Source organism: Polaromonas sp. DSP2-3-2b2 (genome assembly GCF_049895905.1).
GTDB lineage: Bacteria > Pseudomonadota > Gammaproteobacteria > Burkholderiales > Burkholderiaceae_C > Polaromonas.
The window spans coordinates 83,738-99,701 of record NZ_JAFCTH010000014.1 but is presented as its reverse complement, the minus strand read 5'-3'; the positions used below and the strand labels follow the sequence as shown (position 1 = coordinate 99,701).

Annotated in this window: 17 protein-coding genes and 1 pseudogene; 8 read left to right on the top strand and 10 right to left on the bottom strand. The window is 61.3% G+C overall.

Features of this window, described 5'->3' with window-relative positions; translation table 11 throughout:
• A pseudogene (locus tag ACP7AD_RS12965) lies at positions 1-104 on the top strand (IS1595 family transposase); the annotation flags it as partial.
• A gap of 91 nt (positions 105-195) precedes the next feature.
• Here ACP7AD_RS12965 and ruvB read toward each other — a convergent pair.
• The 3 genes from ruvB to ruvA form a co-directional block, all read right to left on the bottom strand.
• Positions 196-1,263, bottom strand: coding sequence for a Holliday junction branch migration DNA helicase RuvB (gene ruvB, locus ACP7AD_RS12960; RefSeq protein WP_426147988.1), 1,068 nt, complete (start codon positions 1,261-1,263; stop codon positions 196-198).
• Positions 1,264-1,273: 10 nt separating this feature from the next.
• A complete protein-coding gene (locus ACP7AD_RS12955; RefSeq protein WP_426147987.1) occupies positions 1,274-3,220 on the bottom strand; it encodes a GmrSD restriction endonuclease domain-containing protein in 1,947 nt (648 codons plus the stop codon).
• A gap of 79 nt (positions 3,221-3,299) precedes the next feature.
• Complete coding sequence (ruvA, locus tag ACP7AD_RS12950) at positions 3,300-3,872, bottom strand: Holliday junction branch migration protein RuvA (protein WP_426147986.1); 573 nt, start codon at positions 3,870-3,872, stop codon at positions 3,300-3,302.
• A 93-nt stretch (positions 3,873-3,965) separates the two neighbouring features.
• On the opposite strand from ruvA, the gene ACP7AD_RS12945 reads away from it, so the two are divergent.
• Both ACP7AD_RS12945 and ybeY read left to right on the top strand, forming a co-directional pair.
• On the top strand, positions 3,966-4,976 hold the full coding sequence (locus ACP7AD_RS12945; protein ID WP_426147985.1) for a PhoH family protein: 1,011 nt from the start codon (positions 3,966-3,968) through the stop codon (positions 4,974-4,976).
• Positions 4,966-5,421: an rRNA maturation RNase YbeY gene (gene ybeY, locus ACP7AD_RS12940; RefSeq protein ID WP_426147984.1), complete on the top strand. Its 456-nt coding sequence runs from the start codon at positions 4,966-4,968 to the stop codon at positions 5,419-5,421. Before ACP7AD_RS12945 ends, ybeY begins: the two co-directional genes overlap by 11 nt.
• A gap of 80 nt (positions 5,422-5,501) precedes the next feature.
• Here the strand turns inward: ybeY and dtd are convergent, their stop codons facing one another.
• Both dtd and tyrS read right to left on the bottom strand, forming a co-directional pair.
• Positions 5,502-5,966, bottom strand: coding sequence for a D-aminoacyl-tRNA deacylase (gene dtd / locus ACP7AD_RS12935; protein WP_426147983.1), 465 nt, complete (start codon positions 5,964-5,966; stop codon positions 5,502-5,504).
• Between the two features lie 19 nt (positions 5,967-5,985).
• Entirely contained in the window at positions 5,986-7,218 is a 1,233-nt protein-coding gene (gene tyrS, locus ACP7AD_RS12930; protein ID WP_426147982.1) for a tyrosine--tRNA ligase, read from the bottom strand.
• A gap of 255 nt (positions 7,219-7,473) precedes the next feature.
• Between tyrS and ACP7AD_RS12925 the strand changes: the two genes are divergently transcribed.
• Both ACP7AD_RS12925 and ACP7AD_RS12920 read left to right on the top strand, forming a co-directional pair.
• Entirely contained in the window at positions 7,474-8,844 is a 1,371-nt protein-coding gene (locus tag ACP7AD_RS12925; protein WP_426147981.1) for a peptidoglycan DD-metalloendopeptidase family protein, read from the top strand.
• A 31-nt stretch (positions 8,845-8,875) separates the two neighbouring features.
• Positions 8,876-10,015 carry an anhydro-N-acetylmuramic acid kinase gene (locus tag ACP7AD_RS12920; protein WP_426147980.1) on the top strand — a complete coding sequence of 380 codons (1,140 nt, stop codon included), beginning with the start codon at positions 8,876-8,878 and terminating at the stop codon, positions 10,013-10,015.
• Between the two features lie 103 nt (positions 10,016-10,118).
• Here ACP7AD_RS12920 and erpA read toward each other — a convergent pair whose 3' ends face one another.
• From erpA to rplM, 3 genes are all read right to left on the bottom strand, one after another.
• The gene (gene erpA, locus ACP7AD_RS12915; RefSeq protein ID WP_036806313.1) at positions 10,119-10,484 is read right to left on the bottom strand and encodes an iron-sulfur cluster insertion protein ErpA; all 366 of its coding nucleotides are present in this window, start codon (positions 10,482-10,484) and stop codon (positions 10,119-10,121) included.
• 151 nt (positions 10,485-10,635) lie between these two features.
• The gene (rpsI, locus tag ACP7AD_RS12910; RefSeq protein WP_196863961.1) at positions 10,636-11,028 is read right to left on the bottom strand and encodes a 30S ribosomal protein S9; all 393 of its coding nucleotides are present in this window, start codon (positions 11,026-11,028) and stop codon (positions 10,636-10,638) included.
• Entirely contained in the window at positions 11,025-11,480 is a 456-nt protein-coding gene (gene rplM / locus ACP7AD_RS12905) for a 50S ribosomal protein L13 (protein ID WP_426147979.1), read from the bottom strand. Before rplM ends, rpsI begins: the two co-directional genes overlap by 4 nt.
• 206 nt (positions 11,481-11,686) lie before the next feature.
• Between rplM and ACP7AD_RS12900 the strand changes: the two genes are divergently transcribed.
• The 3 genes from ACP7AD_RS12900 to ACP7AD_RS12890 all read left to right on the top strand — a co-directional run bounded on the left by ACP7AD_RS12900 (position 11,687) and on the right by ACP7AD_RS12890 (position 13,519).
• Positions 11,687-12,703, top strand: coding sequence for a 23S rRNA (adenine(2030)-N(6))-methyltransferase RlmJ (locus ACP7AD_RS12900; protein ID WP_426147978.1), 1,017 nt, complete (start codon positions 11,687-11,689; stop codon positions 12,701-12,703).
• Positions 12,704-12,797: 94 nt separating this feature from the next.
• Positions 12,798-13,073, top strand: coding sequence for a type II toxin-antitoxin system Phd/YefM family antitoxin (locus ACP7AD_RS12895; RefSeq protein WP_426147977.1), 276 nt, complete (start codon positions 12,798-12,800; stop codon positions 13,071-13,073).
• Positions 13,070-13,519, top strand: a complete 450-nt coding sequence (locus ACP7AD_RS12890) for a putative toxin-antitoxin system toxin component, PIN family (protein ID WP_426147976.1) — start codon at positions 13,070-13,072, stop codon at positions 13,517-13,519. Before ACP7AD_RS12895 ends, ACP7AD_RS12890 begins: the two co-directional genes overlap by 4 nt.
• Here the strand turns inward: ACP7AD_RS12890 and ACP7AD_RS12885 are convergent.
• Together ACP7AD_RS12885 and ACP7AD_RS12880 are read right to left on the bottom strand one after the other, a co-directional pair.
• Complete coding sequence (locus tag ACP7AD_RS12885; RefSeq protein WP_426147975.1) at positions 13,516-14,547, bottom strand: cytochrome d ubiquinol oxidase subunit II; 1,032 nt, start codon at positions 14,545-14,547, stop codon at positions 13,516-13,518. The genes ACP7AD_RS12890 and ACP7AD_RS12885 overlap by 4 nt on opposite strands.
• Positions 14,540-15,964, bottom strand: coding sequence for a cytochrome ubiquinol oxidase subunit I (locus ACP7AD_RS12880; protein WP_426147974.1), 1,425 nt, complete (start codon positions 15,962-15,964; stop codon positions 14,540-14,542). The genes ACP7AD_RS12885 and ACP7AD_RS12880 overlap by 8 nt, the downstream gene beginning before the upstream one ends.

The window sequence follows — 15,964 nt, the reverse complement described above, 5'->3', positions numbered from 1 at the left end:
ATACGTTCTATCTGCATCTGAAAGAGACGGAGTACCGCTTCAATCACCGCCATCAAAGCCTTTATCATGCCCTGCTGACCTTGCTCAGAAGCAACCCGCTTTAATCGCCTCTGCTTCCTAAGCCCCTTATTTAATAGCTACCCAAACAAGCAAGTCGTGCACTACAGGCCTATTTTATGTAAAAAATCGCGCCCGTCACTCGCCAAACAAACCGTTGCCCGACTGCGGCGGCGCCACGCCCAGGTGCCGGTACGCGGCCAGCGTGGCAATGCGCCCGCGCGGCGTGCGCTGGATAAAGCCCTGCTGGATCAAATACGGCTCGATCATGTCCTCGATCGTGCCGGGCTCCTCGCCAATGCTCGCGGCGATGTTGTCCAGCCCGACCGGGCCGCCGTCGAAGCGGTGAATCAGCGCTTCCAGGAACTTGCGGTCCATCAAATCAAAACCCAGCGGATCGACGTCCAGCATGGCCAGCGCCCGATTGGCAATGTCCAGCGTGATGGTGCCGCTGCCCTTGACATCGGCATAGTCGCGCACCCGGCGCAGCAGGCGGTTGGCGATGCGCGGCGTGCCGCGTGAACGGCGGGCGATCTCGAAGCCGCCCTCCTCGTTCATGGGGGCGTTGAGCAGGCCGGCGCTGCGCTTGACGATGCGCGCCAGCTCCTCGGACGTGTAGAACTCCAGCCGCGCGACGATGCCGAAGCGGTCGCGCAGCGGGTTGGTCAGCATGCCAGCGCGCGTGGTGGCGCCGACTAGCGTGAACGGCTGCAGGTCGAGCTTGATCGAGCGCGCCGCCGGGCCTTCGCCGATCATGATGTCGATCTGGTAGTCCTCCAGCGCCGGATAGAGGATTTCCTCGACCACCGGGCTCAGGCGGTGGATTTCGTCGATGAACAGGACGTCGTTCTTTTCCAGGTTGGTCAGCAGCGCCGCCAGGTCCTTGGGCTTTTCCAGCACCGGGCCAGAGGTCTGGCGCATGTTCACGCCCAGTTCGTGCGCAATGATGTGGCTCAGCGTCGTCTTGCCCAGCCCTGGCGGGCCGAACAGCAGCACATGGTCGAGCGCCTCGCCGCGCTTGTTGGCCGCGCCGATGAAGATTTCCAGCTGCTCGCGCGCCTTGGCCTGGCCGACGTAGTCGTCGAACAGCTTGGGGCGCAGCGCGCGCTCGATGGCTTCCTCTTTCGGCGAGGCCGGGGCGCTGGAGAGCATGCGCCGGGCCGGCGGCAGGTCGGACATGTCGAAGTCGTCGGTCTGGATGGTCATGGCATGTGATCTATGTCGATGCGGACAGCGCTTCAGGGGAAACCAAAATGTATTCTTCGTCCTCCTCGTCCATATCTACATCGATATCCGACTGCGCACTCGCCAACAACTGAGAAACCAACACAGGTTTGCCCGTAGCAGCTTCTATCAACTTACCTAAAACTGCTTTGCGCGCTTGGTAAAAACCTTCGAAATCATCGTTTCGCAGGTGAACAGGATCAATCAAGTGAGTTCGAAGGATGTCATCAAGATGGGAGCTGTTGAGCTTGTGCTTTTCCTCAATGCGTTTTAAGTACACAGATGGCGCATCTCCGCCAATAGCTCGATTAGAGGCAGCGGAAATCGGCGTCTTGTTGACGATGGCGTTGAATCTGCTTGGAAGAATGCCCTTCTTTTCACACCAGCGTTTTGGAAAGATATGATGAATATCCATAGGATCGGCGTAGAAACTTGCTAAATGAGCACTCTGACCATTGATGAAATCACGGCAGCCGTGGCGCAGCATCAAGGCATGCACGGCTTTGTAAGCAGCAGCCAAGCGGCTGCGCAGGGTATCGAGCCGGTCAGCCTGGAATAGCGTTTCTTCCACCGTTCTTGGCACTGGACCAGAACCGCCTATCCACGCGAGCAACTCAGGCACATCGCGGGCAATCTTGGTCTCAGTCGATGAACTGTAGGCTTCATCCAGCGCTACGCACCAAAACCACTGCCGCAGTTTTGCCTTGGCAGGCTCAGCCACGGTCACGCCTTCAAGAGCCGCAAAGACCGTTGCCAGCGTGACTAGCTGGGGCGGATAGGGCAGCTCTCTGTGGCGCAACACCATGTCCTGATTGACAAACTTGGAGGCAGCGATAAAACCACGCTGTACCCGGTCGGCATAGCCAATGTAAGACTGAAGGGGAAGGTCAAGCAGATCCTCGTGCTTGCAAGTGATCGCTGGCAAGTCCTTGCCTTTCTTATTGGCGACTTCTGCCTGCTTGCGTAGTTGCATGGTATGAAGCAGCAACGCGGGCTGCATGAACTCGGTGCTGGCCAGAGCCTTGAGCACGCCGTCCAAATGCCCAGTAGCGCGCAACATAGTTTGACGGCCGATTTTTTTTCCAACCTCTGGTGTCGGTTTCTGCCCATACCAGTCGGCTCGCAGGTCAAATGGTTTGCTATTTGGCAACGGCTCGGCCGCGTACATAGCTGTGAGCAGTTCAAAAGCATCCAGCTTTTTTCCACCCGTATTCACCTTTTCAAAAATGGTGCAGACCGCCCGTCGGCCATTGTCCTTGCTGAGCTGGATATAAGGCATTGAGTACTGGTTCACGCGACCAATCAAGGCCAGCAGTTCCTGCACTGGCACGTCTTGGGGCGCAGCATGCTTTTGCCAAAACGCCTGCCAACCGCCAAGCCAGTTGAAAAAGTTAAATATTTGATTCAGAGGAAACAAATGGCTTTCGTATTCTTTTTGGGGAGTGCTCACATCAAGCAGAGTCTTGCGATAAATAACGTCATAGATCACGCGTGATGCAGGCACCGGCACCACACAGGTTTCGGTGATAGGTTCGCCAGACAGCGCTTTGCCTATGTCCAAATACAGGAATCTTTCCTGCGGCTTGCCGCGGCGGTCATTGCAGACCATAGACTGCGTGGACAACAAGGTCTGGTAAAGCGACGTGCTGCGCTGCTGCCCATCGAGCAAGAGCAAGTCAGGCTTAGGCACAGGCCCTTGATGCAGGACTGCACGTTCGCGCTCGACACCCTCCAAAGCACGCGGCTGAAACTGCACTTCGCCTCCGGTCTCAAGCGTCAGCAAGGCGCCCACCGGATAACCGTTGAGCACGCTGGCAAGCAAGCTGCGGATGTTTTCTTCATCCCATACCCAGGAACGCTGAAAGTCTGGCAACTGAATAGCACCAGTGTGAAGCTTGTCTAAAAAAGGCTTCAAAAGAATTTTGTCACTTAGAAACATTGTTTTCCTGATGTTGAGCAGTTATCGCCGTATCACCTGCCAAGCAACCCAAGCGAAGTCGCTTGGCAGAATTTATTCTTTACTTCGCCAGCGCCTTCAGCGCCAGCTTGATGCCGTCGCTCACGCCCACATCCTGCGGCAGCGCCTTGAGCGCCAGCGCCGCATCCTTGTCGCTGTAGCCCAGCGCCACCAGCGCCTGCAGGATGTCGAGTTGCGCCTCGTTGCTCACGCTGGCCTGCGCGCCGATGTCGGCGCCGAGCTTGCCCTTGAGTTCGAGCAGCAGGCGCTCGGCAGTCTTCTTGCCGATGCCGGGCACCTTGATGATGCGGCCGGTTTCCTGCAGCGTGACGGCCTGCGCCAGGTCGGCCACGCTCATGCCGCTGAGCACGCTGAGCGCCATGCGCGGGCCGATGCCGGTGATCTTGATCAGCAGGCGAAAGGCGGCGCGCTCGGTCGTGCTGCCAAAGCCGTAGAGCAGCTGCGCGTCCTCGCGCACGATGAAATGCGTGAACAGGCTGACTTTTTCGCCCAGCCCCGGCAGGTTGTAGAACGTGCTCATGGGCACCAGCACCTCGTAGCCGACGCCATGGCAGTCCAGCAGGATTTCGGGCGGGTTTTTTTCGGCCAGCTGGCCAGTGAGTCTTCCTATCATGGCCAAATCTTAGCAGCCGGGTGGCCGCCCCGATTTAGGCAGACAATCGCTTTTCCGCCCTTTGCCCTGCCCCATTTCAGGAAAACCCACGCCTTGATGCTTCGCCACACCTTCACGCCGCCCAACAACACCCGCATGGCCAACCTGTGCGGTCCCATGGACATCCACATCCGCACCATCGAGGCAGGCCTGCAGGTGACGATTGCGCACCGCTTTGAGCAGTTCAAGATCGACGGCGCCAAGCTGCGGGCCACCCAGGCGCTCGAAGTGCTGCAGGCGCTCTACGAAATCGCCCAGCGGCCGATCGAGCCCGAAACCGTGCAGCTGATGCTGGCCGGCGACATGGCGCTGAACACCACCGAAGGCGGAATAACGCTGACGACGCGCCGCGCCGACCTGCGCGCGCGCACCGTCAACCAGGGCACTTACCTGGAAAACATCGCCGCGCACGACATCACCTTTGGCATCGGCCCGGCCGGCACCGGCAAGACCTACCTGGCGGTGGCCTGCGCGGTCGATGCGCTGGAACGCAGCACGGTGCAGCGCATTGTGCTGACGCGACCGGCGGTCGAGGCCGGCGAGCGCCTGGGCTTTTTGCCGGGCGACATGGCCCAGAAGGTGGACCCGTATTTGCGCCCGCTTTACGACGCACTGCATGAGCTAATGGGCTTCGAGCGGGTGCAAAAGGCCTTCGAGCGCCAGCAGATCGAGATTGCGCCGCTGGCCTTCATGCGCGGCCGAACGCTCAACCATGCCTTCGTCATCCTGGACGAGGCGCAAAACACCACGCCCGAGCAGATGAAGATGTTTTTGACGCGCATCGGCTTTGGCTCCAAAGCGGTGGTGACCGGCGATGTGAGCCAGGTCGATCTGCCGCGTACGCAGCTCAGCGGCCTGGTCGATGCCGAGCGCGTGCTTAAGCGCGTCCAAGGCATTGCCATCACGCGGCTGACCAGCGCGGACGTGGTGCGCCATCCGCTGGTGGCGCGCATTGTTGACGCCTACGACAAGACACCGAGCAACCGCGACGACGCCCAGGACGCTATTGATTTGGTAGCTGCTCCGGCCCGCAAGACAAGCGCCAGGAGTCGAAATGGCTCTTAATTCACTGAGTTTGTCGCTGCAGTTCGGAAAATTCCCCGACGCCGCCCTGCACCGCGCCGCCTTGCCGCGCCACAGCGTGGCGCGCTGGATTCGCCATGCGCTGCAAAGCGACGCCGAAATCACCGTGCGCATCGTCGGCGCCGAAGAAGGCCAGACGTTGAACCGCGACTACCGGGGCAAGGACTACGCGACCAACGTGCTGACCTTTGACTACACCCAGGCGCCGTTTGTGACCGCCGACCTGGTGCTGTGCGCGCCGGTGGTGGCACGGGAAGCCGAAGAAAACGGCAAGACGCTGCAGGCGCATTACGCGCACCTGCTGGTGCATGGCACGCTGCATGCCCAAGGCTGGGACCATGAAACCGGCGAGCAGGACGCCGAGGAAATGGAAGCGCTGGAAATCGAGATTCTGGCCGGCTTGGGCTTCGACAACCCTTACCGCTGACAGTTTATGCACCAAATACGGCCCTTGCGCAATAGGGACGGGTGCAAGCAGCTATTTAAACCATAGCACTTACCAGCTACTCAAGCATCGGGCGCGATGCGCAGCGGAATCGTCACCGGCCCGTCGTTGACCAGATGCACCTGCATGTCGGCGGCGAACTGGCCGGTTTCGACCTGCGGGTGCGCCGCGCGCGCCTGCGCCACGAAGTAGTCGTACAGCCGCAGCCCCTCGTCGGGCGCGGCCGCGCCGGTAAAGCTCGGCCGGTTGCCGCCCGAGACATCGGCGGCCAGCGTGAACTGGCTGACAACCAGCAGCCCGCCGCAAGCGCCCTGCGCGTCGATGTCCTGCACGCTGCGGTTCATTTTGCCGGCGTCGTCCGAAAAGATGCGCAGCTTGAGAATCTTGGCCAGCAGCTTGCCGGCTTGCGCTTCGGTGTCGCCGCGTTCGGCGCAGACCAGCACCAAGAGGCCCCGGCCAATCCGGCCAACGGTTTCGGCGGCAATGACGACGCGGGCCTCGGACACGCGCTGCAGCACGGCTTTCATGAACGATGGACCCGGCGCATCAGCTCAGCGTGACACGCGCGAACTTGCGCTTGCCGACCTGTACCACGTAAATTCCGGCCGGCAGCTTCCGCGCCTTGTCACTCACCACGCTCGAATCGACGCGAACGCCGCCGCCGTCGATCAGGCGGCTGGCTTCGCTGCCCGACGGCGCCAGGCCGGCCGCCTTGAGCAACGCGCCAATGCCCAGCGGTGCGCCTGAGAGCGAAACTTCGGGAATCTCGTCGGGCACGCCGCCCTTGCTGCGGTTGATGAAGTCCTGTTCGGCGGCATCGGCGGCGGCGGGTGAATGGAAACGCGCCGTGATCTCTTTCGCGAGCGCCACCTTCGCATCCTTCGGGTTGCGGCCGCCTTCAATTTCGGCCTTGAGCGCGGCGATGTCCGCCTCGCTCTGAAACGACAGCAGCGTGTACCACTTCCACATCAGCACGTCGGACACCGACAGCACCTTGGCGAACATGCTGTTCGCGTCCTCGGAAATGCCAATGTAGTTGTTCTTGCTTTTCGACATCTTCTCGATGCCGTCCAGCCCTTCGAGCAGCGGCATGGTCAGGATGCACTGCGGCTCCTGGCCGTATTCCTGCTGCAGGTGCCGGCCCATCAGCAAATTGAATTTCTGATCAGTGCCGCCTAGCTCCAGGTCGCTTTTCAGGGCCACCGAGTCGTAGCCCTGCATCAAGGGGTACAAAAACTCGTGTACGCTGATCGACTGGCCAGCTTTGTAACGATCGTGAAAATCATTGCGCTCCATCATTCGGGCCACTGTGTAGCGCGAGGCGAGCTGGATCATGCCGCGCGCGCCGAGCGGGTCGCACCATTCGCTGTTGTAGCGAATTTCGGTTTTGGCAGGGTCCAGCACCAGGCTGGCCTGGCGGTAATAGGTTTCGGCGTTGACCTTGATCTGCTCGGGCGTGAGCGGCGGGCGCGTGCTGTTGCGCCCGGACGGATCGCCGATCAGGCTGGTGAAATCGCCAATCAGGAAGATCACGGTGTGGCCCAGATCCTGCAGCTGGCGCATCTTGTTGAGCACCACGGTGTGGCCGATGTGGATGTCGGGGGCGGTCGGGTCCAGCCCGAGCTTGATGCGCAGCGGCACGCCAGTGGCTTCGCTGCGAACCAGTTTTCGGGCCCATTCGTCCTGCGGAATCAGCTCGTCGCAGCCCCTCAGGGAGACGGCCAGCGCCTTCCGGACACGGTCAGACAAGGGGGTTTTTGTAACAAGCTCTTGATTCATAAGGGTTTTTCTTGGGACCGGTTATTGTCCGACAGATATAATTCTGACTTTCCTACGTCGGGCCCTCATTTTAGAGGCGCTACTGTCCCCTGGCGAGGAAGCCAAAATTTTCGAGTTCGATGCTCCCTCGCGCTGACAAAACGCCTGGGCTAGGGCATCGATTGACCTGTCATCGCTGTCCGGCCGCTCCTGAGAGCACGGCGCACTTTTGTTGGGATTTACGTTTTGCGCCTGCCCGTCGCCGCCCATACACCCTTGAGCCTTTCCCGCGTATTGACCGCCGTTGGCGAAAGCCTGCGCCGCCACCCCCGGCGCATCACCGGCAGCTTGGCCGTGCTGCTGCTGGGGACCGGCGTGACGGCGTTCGGTGTTGCGCCGCTGGCGCCCGACGCCGCCGATCTGCCGGTGCGCCAGGTGCTCGAAGCCATTGAGCCGCTGGCGCCCCAGTCGGCGAAGGCACAAACCGAGGCGCTGGCCGACTTCAGCTTCAAACTGTTCCGCACCGAGGCCACGCGCAGCAGCGACACGGCTGCCTCGCTGCTCAGGCGCCTCAACCTCGACGACGCGGCAGCCGATGCCTTTTTGCGCAGCGACGCCAATGCGCAACTGATTCTGGCCGGACAGCCGGGCAAGAACGTTACCGTTGAAGCCAGTGAGCGGCAGCAACTGCTCAAGCTCAACATGCGCTGGGCGACCGATGACGAACAGATGTTCCAGCGCCTAGTCATCGAGCGCAGCGCCGGTAGTGCCGGCTTCACGTCGCGCATCGAAACCGCGCCCTACATCCGCTCGGCGCAGCTGGCCAGCGCCGCTGTCCAGACCACGCTGTTTGCCGCCATCGACGATGCGCGCATTCCCGACGGGGTCGGCGTGCAGATCGCGGAAATCTTCTCGACCGACATTGACTTTCGCCGCGCACTGCGCAAGGGCGACCGCTTCAACGTGGTTTACGAAACCCTGGAAGCCGATGGCGAAACCATGCGCGCCGGCCGCGTGCTGTCGGCCGAGTTCGTCAACGGCGGCAAGACCTTCCAGGCGATGTGGTTCCAGCCGCCCGGCCAGGATGCCGCAGGCGCACCGCTCAAGGGCGGCTACTACACGCTGGACGGCCAGAGCCTGCGCCGCTCCTTCCTGAGCTCGCCGGTCGAGTTCTCGCGCATCAGCAGCGGTTTCTCGATGCGCTTTCATCCGGTGCTGCAAACCTGGCGCGCCCACAACGGCACCGACTTTGCCGCCACCACCGGCACGCCGGCCCGGACCATCGGCGATGGCGTGGTCGAGTTCGCCGGCGTGCAGAACGGCTTTGGCAACGTGGTCTTCGTCAAGCACCGCAACAACATGGAAACGGTCTACGCCCACCTGAGCAAGATCAATGTGCAGGTCGGCCAGGCCGTGACGCAGGGCCAGACCATCGGCCTGGTCGGCGCCACCGGCTGGGCTACCGGCCCGCACCTGCATTTCGAGGTGCGCATCAACGGCGTGCAGCAAGACCCGATGACGGTTGCCAAGCAAAGCGACGTGGTGCCGGTGCCGGCCGCCGCGCTGCCGCAGTTCAGGCAACTGGCCAATGGCTTTCGCAACCAGCTGCAGGCCGCCGCCACCATCGACCAGACCCGCGCCGAATAACTCGCTGGCGGCGCTGCGGCAAAATCGCGGCATGCACGACTATTTCATCGGCCTGATGTCAGGCACATCCCTTGACGGCGCCGACGGTGTGCTGGTCGATTTCTCCGGCGACATGCTGCGCGTCATCGCCAGCGCCAGCGACCCGTTTGCCGAAGGCTTCCGGGCCGAACTGCTGGCGCTGAATGCGCCTTCGCACAATGAACTGCATCGCGCCGCGCTGGCAGGCAGCGAGCTGGCGGCGGTGTATGCGCGCGTGGTCGCCGCCTTGGTGCAGCAGGCAGAGGCGCAGGGCATCAGCGCCGCCCAGATCCAGGCGATTGGCGCGCACGGGCAAACGGTGAGGCATCAGCCCTTGCGAACGTCCACAGCGCCTTCAGGCGTCGGCTACACGCTTCAGCTCAACAACCCCGCCCTGCTGGCCGAACTGACCGGGATCGATGTGGTGGCGGATTTCCGCAGCCGCGACGTGGCCGCAGGTGGCCAGGGCGCGCCGCTGGTGCCGGCCTTTCACCAGGGTGTTTTTGGCAACGGCGATAGCGGTGTGGCAGTGCTGAACCTGGGCGGCATTTCCAACCTCAGCGTGCTACCGCCGTCCGGTTCGGCGGCTGCGGTTCTGGGTTTTGACTGCGGGCCGGGCAATGCGCTGATGGATGCCTGGTGCCTTCAGCACACCGGCCAGCCGTTCGACGCCGGCGGCGCCTGGGCGAAAAGCGGCCGGCTGGTTCCGGCAATGCTGGCCAGCCTGCTGGACGAGCCCTACTTTGCGCAGCCGATTCCCAAGAGCACCGGCCGCGATTTGTTCAGCCTGGCGTGGCTGGCCGGAAAGATCCAGCCCTTTGCCAGCGAACGCCCCGAGGACATTCAAAATACATTGACCGAATTGACGGTTTGCGCATGTGCTGCGGGCGTCAACAGCTATGGAAAAAATAGCATCGAGATGATTGTTTGCGGTGGCGGCGCTTTCAACCTGCATCTGCTGGAGCGCCTGCAGGCGGCTTTGCCCTGGCTGCGCGTCAGCACCTCGGACGCGCACGGCCTACAGCCGCTACAGGTCGAGGCAGCCGCCTTTGCCTGGCTGGCCCGCCAGATGCTCAGGCGCCAGCCTGGCAACCTGCCCGGCGTGACCGGGGCGGCGGGTTTGCGCGTGCTGGGCGCGCTGTACCCGGCCTGAACCGGCTTCGGGTCGCCAAGAGAAATTTTCGCGAACATTAAAAAAGCCGCCTTGAGGGCGGCTTGTGCGCAAAGGCAGCGTGAACGGCCTTTACGTCGCCCGCTCAGACCGAGAAACTCGAACCGCAGCCGCACGAACTGCTCGCATTCGGGTTCTTGATCACGAACTGCGCGCCTTCCAGATCGTCCTTGTAGTCGATTTCTGCACCGACCAGGTACTGGTAGCTCATGGCATCAATCAGCAGCGACACGCCGTTCTTGGTCATGGTGGTGTCGTCGTCATTGGTGATTTCATCGAAGGTGAAACCGTACTGGAAACCCGAGCAGCCGCCGCCCTGTACGAACACACGCAGTTTCAGGTCGGGATTGCCTTCCTCGGCAATCAGCTCGGCCACCTTGGAAGCCGCGCTGTCGGTAAACACAAAGGGGGAAGGCATTTCAGTCTGGATATTTTCAGCAACTGCACTCATGGGGAACTCCGTTAATCAGTAAGCAATGGGATAAATAGTACAGTAAATCAATCAACCATACAGGCTGCGCGTCTTACCGTCAGGGAGACTTTCCATAAAAAAAGCCGCCAGGCGAACCGGGCGGCTTTTTTGCAAGGCAGGGAAGCGAAAATTAACGCTTGCTGAACTGCTTGCGGCGGCGGGCTGAGCGGAAACCGACCTTTTTACGTTCGACTTCACGCGCATCGCGGGTAACAAAACCGGCCTGGCTCAATGCTGGCTTGAGCGTTGCGTCATAGTCGATCAGGGCGCGGGTGATGCCGTGGCGCACTGCGCCGGCCTGGCCGGACTCGCCGCCGCCGTGGACGTTGATCATGATGTCAAACGTCTCGACGTGGTTCGTCAGGAACAGGGGCTGGCGGCAGATCATGATGGAAGTCTGGCGACCGAAGAACGCCTGGATGTCCTTGTCATTGACCGTGATCTTGCCAGTGCCTTTTTTCAGAAACACGCGGGCGACGCTGGATTTGCGACGGCCGGTGCCGTTGTTCCATTCACCGATCATTTGGCTGACTCCCGTGATATGCCTGCGATGTCCAGCACTTTAGGCTGTTGTGCGGTGTGCGGATGCTCTGCACCGCCGTACACCTTGAGTTTCTTGATCATGGCGTAACCGAGCGGGCCCTTGGGCAGCATGCCCTTGACGGCTTTTTCCAGGGCGCGGCCCGGGAACTTGGTTTGCATGTCGCGGAAATTGGTAGCCGTGATGCCGCCTGGATAACCGGAATGGCGGTAGTAAATCTTGTCGGTCGACTTGGCACCGGTCACGCGCAGCTGGGCTGCGTTGATGATGATGATGAAATCACCGGTGTCGATGTGAGGCGTGTAAATGGCCTTGTGTTTGCCGCGCAAACGGAGAGCAACTTCGCTGGCTACTCGTCCGAGGACCTTGTCGGTCGCGTCAATCACAAACCACTCGTGCGTCACATCAGCGGGTTTGGCGCTGAAGGTTTTCATGAGTTTTCTTTTTGAAAAAAGGGTTTGTCGGGTTCTTTTCCACGGTCGGCGTTCCTCTGGTGAGAACCTCTTAGGTGGTCATTTGCCTTTTCAGGCAACCCTGCCGCGGAACCACATGTGCGCTGCAGAGCCCAAGATTATATGAAGAATCAAGCGCTTGCGCCAATTTTTCAGAAGCTTTGCCTTCAAGAAGGTACGATAGAGGGATGTTTTCCTACCGCCACGCCTTCCATGCAGGCAACCATGCCGACGTTCTCAAGCACACTTGCCTGATTGCGTTGATGAAGTACCTGACCCAGAAAGACACGGCGCTGACCGTGATCGACACCCATGCCGGCGCCGGACTGTACCGCCTCGATGGCGACTACACCGAGACAAGCGGCGAAGCCAGTGAAGGCATTTTCAAGCTGATTTCGGCATCAAAAACCCCTCCTCCGCCCGATGCTCGTGCAGTTACAGCTATCAAAAAAGTAGCACCTGATACCAAGACCACGGCAGTGCAAGCCGAGGCTGCCTCGCCGGCCGCCGCCGGTTACGCATGGGCACCCGCCCTGCTCGACTACCTTGAACTGCTGCGCGGCCTGAATCCGCATTTCGCCCAGACCGGCGACACGGCGCACCTGAAGATTTATCCGGGCTCGCCTTTCATCGAACAGAAGTTCCTGAGCGGGCGCGACAAGCTCAAACTGTTCGAGCTGCACCCGACCGATTACAAGTCGCTTTCCGGCAACATCGAGCAACTCGGCGTCGGCCGCCAGGTCGTGGTGGCACGCGAGGACGGCTTCGAGGCGCTGAAAACGTTTTTGCCGCCGCCGGCCCGGCGCGCCATGGTGCTGTGCGACCCGAGCTATGAAATGAAGAGCGACTATGCCCGGGTTGCAGCCACCATGGCCGATGCCGTCAAGCGCTTTGCGACCGGTACCTATGTGGTCTGGTATCCGATCATTCCGCGCCCCGAGGCGCACGACCTGCCGCGCAAGCTCAAGACCCTGGCGGTCAAGGCGCACCGCCCTTGGCTGCATGCCACGCTGACGGTCAAGTCCAGCAAGCTGACCACCGACGCCGAAGGCGAAGTCGTCCGCCCCGGCCTGCCGGCCAGCGGCATGTTCATCATCAACCCGCCGCACACGCTGAAGGCCGAACTGAACGCCGCCCTGCCGCAAATGGTCGCCCTGCTTGGGCAGGATCGCAATGCCGGTTTTACGCTGGAACACGGCGGCTGAATTCAGCGGCCCCACACTCATCCAGTTGAAACGCGATCTGTCACCTAAAACTCCATCTATACTGTACAAGTTAGCTAGTTTTCAGGAGTAACCCATGATCACCGTCACCTCTGTTGAAGCCCAAAACCGCTTTGGCCAGCTTCTGGACACCATTCTTCGCGAGCCGGTCAGCATTACCCGGCATGGGCGGGCTGCAGCTTTCATTGTGTCGCCGCAAGACATGGCGGAACTGCTGGACGCGCGGCGCAAGCGCGGCAAGGCGCTCGCCGCTTTTGAGGACTGGAGCGCCACCGCTTCAAAACACGCGACACCTGCAGCTGCCGAGTTGACGGATGAAGAGGTCAATCGCCTGGTTCGTGACGCCCGATGAGCGTGCTTCGGCGGGTGGTGCTCGATACCAGCACCTTGGTCAGTGCTGCGCTGCGTATTGGCTCGGTCCCTCACCAAGCGCTTTTGAAAGCACTGGGCTCCTGTGAGATTTGCGCCTCAAGCGCCACGCTCAATGAGTTGGAGCAAGTACTCCGACGCGACAAGTTTGACCGCTACCTGGACGCACAAACCCGGCTTTCGTTTGTGGCGCTGGTTCGTCAACATGCCCACCTTTTCGGCGTGCTGGAGTCCGATGAGTTGAGCGTTCAGCCGGCTTGCCGCGACCCGAAAGACAACAAATTTCTGGCCCTGGCGCTGGTTTTCGAGGCTGACGCCATCATCAGCAGTGACAACGATTTACTGGTGTTGAGTCCGTGGCGCTCGATACCGATTCTGACGCCAGCCGGCTTTGTCAGCCTGAACCCTCATCACCCCAGCCCCGGCTAATACTTCAGCGCCGTGCTCTTGCCCCAGAACACACGGTAGGCAAACACCGTGTAGCCGATGATCATCGGCAGCACGACGGCGGCTCCGGCCAGGATGATGCCCATGGACTCCGGCGCGATGGCGGCCTGCCAGATGGTGATCCGGTCGATCACCAGCCATGGGAACAGGCTGTAGGCCAGGCCGTAGAACGCCAGCAAAAACACCCCGATGGTCCCGCCAAACGGCACCCAAGCGCCGTATTCGTTGCCCTGCGCCAGCCGCGTGGGCAGGCGCTGCAAGCTGCGGTAAATGACCCAAAACAGCACGGTGGTGGCGGCGGGAATCGGCAGCAGCAGCACGATGTTCGGAAAGCTGAACCACTTGTCGAAGATGCTCTGGCTCACCAGTGGCGTGGCCACCGAAATCGCGGCAATGCCCGCCATGGTGAAAAACAGGCTGGACCGCGCCCAGCGCACCGCCTGCAGCTGCAACTCGCCCTCGGACTTGATGATCAGCCAGCCGGCGCCCAGCAGGCAGTAAGCTGCCACCAGCGCCGCGCCAATCACCGCGTTGAAGGCGATGATCCAGCCACCTGAGTCAAAGCCGGTGATCAGCGAGCCGAGCATGTAGCCTTGACTCCAGCTGGCCAGCACCGAGCCGGCAAAAAAAGCGCGGTTCCACAGCGGCTTGAGCGATGCACGCGCCTTGACGCGAAAGTCAAACGCCACGCCGCGCAGCGTCAGGCCGATCAGCATCATCGCCACCGGCAGGTAGAGCGCGCCCAGGATCGCCCCGTGCGCCATCGGAAACACGGTGAGCAAGATGCCCACGCCCAGCACCAGCCAGGTCTCGTTGGCGTCCCAGAAGGGGCCAATGCTGGCGATCATGCTGTCCTTGTCGTCGTCGCTGGCGCGATTCATCAGCACACCCACGCCTAGGTCATAGCCGTCGAGCACCACATAGGCCAGCATCGCCAGGCCCATCACCGCCAAAAATACCATCGGCATCCAGCCGGCGGCTTGCGTCAGGTCAGGGGCCAGGTCAAGCATGGGAGGCTCCTGCGGGGTTGACTTTGCGGGCGGCTTTGGGGTCCGGGTAGTTCACCGGATTGAGCGTGTCCTCCATGCCCGCCTCGAAAGGCTTGTCGGCATGCGTGCGGTGGCGCGCCAGGTAAAACACCACCGAGACATAGGCCACAATCAGCGCGGCATACAAGGTCAGGTAGAGCGCCAGCGTCAGCGCAATTTTAGGCGCCGCCACTTTCGAGGCTGCATCGGCGGCGGTCAGTACGCCCGACACCAGCCAGGGCTGGCGGCCGATTTCGGTGGTGTACCAGCCGGCAATCAGGGCCACCCAGCCGGCAAAGGTCATGGCCACCAGCGCCCTGGCCTGCCAGGTCCTGAGCGTGCGCGTCGGATCTTTCTTCCATGGGGCCAGCTGCAGCACGCTGGTCCAGCTCACGGCCAGCATCAAGAGGCCCATGCCGACCATGATGCGAAACGCCCAGAACACCGGCGCCACGGGCGGATGCTGGCCCTCGAACTCGTTCAGGCCCTTGACCTCGCCGTCCAGGCTGTGGGTCAGGTAAAGCGATGCCAGCTTCGGGATGCTGATTTCGTAGCGGTTTTCGCGCGTCTTTTCATCGGGCAGCGCAAACAGCACCGCCGGAACGCCTTTTTGCGTCTGCCAGATGCCTTCCATGGCGGCCAGCTTGGCCGGCTGGTGCTCCATCGTGTTCAAGCCGTGAAAGTCGCCGGCAATGATCTGCAGCGGGATCAGGAAGGCGGCTAGGTAGATGCCGGTCTTCAGACCGGCCATGACTTCGGTGGCGCGGTCCTGGCGAAGCCAGCGGTAGGCGGAAATGCCCGACACCAGAAAGGCCACCGTGAGGCCTGACGCCAGCATCATGTGCGTGAAGCGGTAGGGAAACGACGGGTTGAAGATCACTTCCAGCCAGCTGGTGACATGCGCCTGGCCGTTGATCATTTCAAAGCCGGCCGGCGTGTGCATCCACGAATTGAGCGCCAAAATCCAGAACGCCGACAGCGTGGTGCCGCCGGCCACCAGCAGCGTGGCGATGGTGTGCATGCGTTCGCTGACGCGGGCACGGCCGAACAGCATCACGCCGAGCATGGTGGCTTCTAGAAAAAACGCGGTCAGCACTTCATAGGCCAGCAGCGGTCCGGCCACGTTGCCGACGGTTTCCATGAAGCCCGGCCAGTTGGTGCCGAACTGGAAACTCATGGTGATGCCGCTGACCACGCCCAGCGCAAAGGTCAGCGCAAAAATTTTCACCCAGAACTGGTAGGCGTCCATCCAGTGCTGCTGGCCGGTCCTGACGAAGCGCAGTTTGAAAAACAGCAGCACCCAGGCTAGAGAAATGCTGATGGTCGGGAACAGGATGTGAAAGGTCATATTGGCCGCGAACTGAATCCGGGCCAGCAGGAATGCGTCAAGTCCGTCCAT

Bases quoted from the DNA above. Each gene is read 5' to 3' on its own strand.
- ACP7AD_RS12920 (WP_426147980.1), top strand. From the start codon at position 8,876: ATGCACGACTATTTCATCGGCCTGATGTCAGGCACATCCCTTGACGGC.
- erpA (WP_036806313.1), bottom strand. From the start codon at position 10,484: ATGAGTGCAGTTGCTGAAAATATCCAGACTGAAATGCCTTCCCCCTTT.
- ACP7AD_RS12890 (WP_426147976.1), top strand. From the start codon at position 13,070: ATGAGCGTGCTTCGGCGGGTGGTGCTCGATACCAGCACCTTGGTCAGT.
- ACP7AD_RS12900 (WP_426147978.1), top strand. From the start codon at position 11,687: ATGTTTTCCTACCGCCACGCCTTCCATGCAGGCAACCATGCCGACGTT.
- ACP7AD_RS12880 (WP_426147974.1), bottom strand. From the start codon at position 15,964: ATGGACGGACTTGACGCATTCCTGCTGGCCCGGATTCAGTTCGCGGCC.
- ACP7AD_RS12895 (WP_426147977.1), top strand. From the start codon at position 12,798: ATGATCACCGTCACCTCTGTTGAAGCCCAAAACCGCTTTGGCCAGCTT.
- rpsI (WP_196863961.1), bottom strand. From the start codon at position 11,028: ATGATCGGTGAATGGAACAACGGCACCGGCCGTCGCAAATCCAGCGTC.
- ruvA (WP_426147986.1), bottom strand. From the start codon at position 3,872: ATGATAGGAAGACTCACTGGCCAGCTGGCCGAAAAAAACCCGCCCGAA.
- tyrS (WP_426147982.1), bottom strand. From the start codon at position 7,218: ATGAATCAAGAGCTTGTTACAAAAACCCCCTTGTCTGACCGTGTCCGG.
- dtd (WP_426147983.1), bottom strand. From the start codon at position 5,966: ATGAAAGCCGTGCTGCAGCGCGTGTCCGAGGCCCGCGTCGTCATTGCC.
- ACP7AD_RS12885 (WP_426147975.1), bottom strand. From the start codon at position 14,547: ATGCTTGACCTGGCCCCTGACCTGACGCAAGCCGCCGGCTGGATGCCG.
- rplM (WP_426147979.1), bottom strand. From the start codon at position 11,480: ATGAAAACCTTCAGCGCCAAACCCGCTGATGTGACGCACGAGTGGTTT.
- ybeY (WP_426147984.1), top strand. From the start codon at position 4,966: ATGGCTCTTAATTCACTGAGTTTGTCGCTGCAGTTCGGAAAATTCCCC.
- ruvB (WP_426147988.1), bottom strand. From the start codon at position 1,263: ATGACCATCCAGACCGACGACTTCGACATGTCCGACCTGCCGCCGGCC.
- ACP7AD_RS12955 (WP_426147987.1), bottom strand. From the start codon at position 3,220: ATGTTTCTAAGTGACAAAATTCTTTTGAAGCCTTTTTTAGACAAGCTT.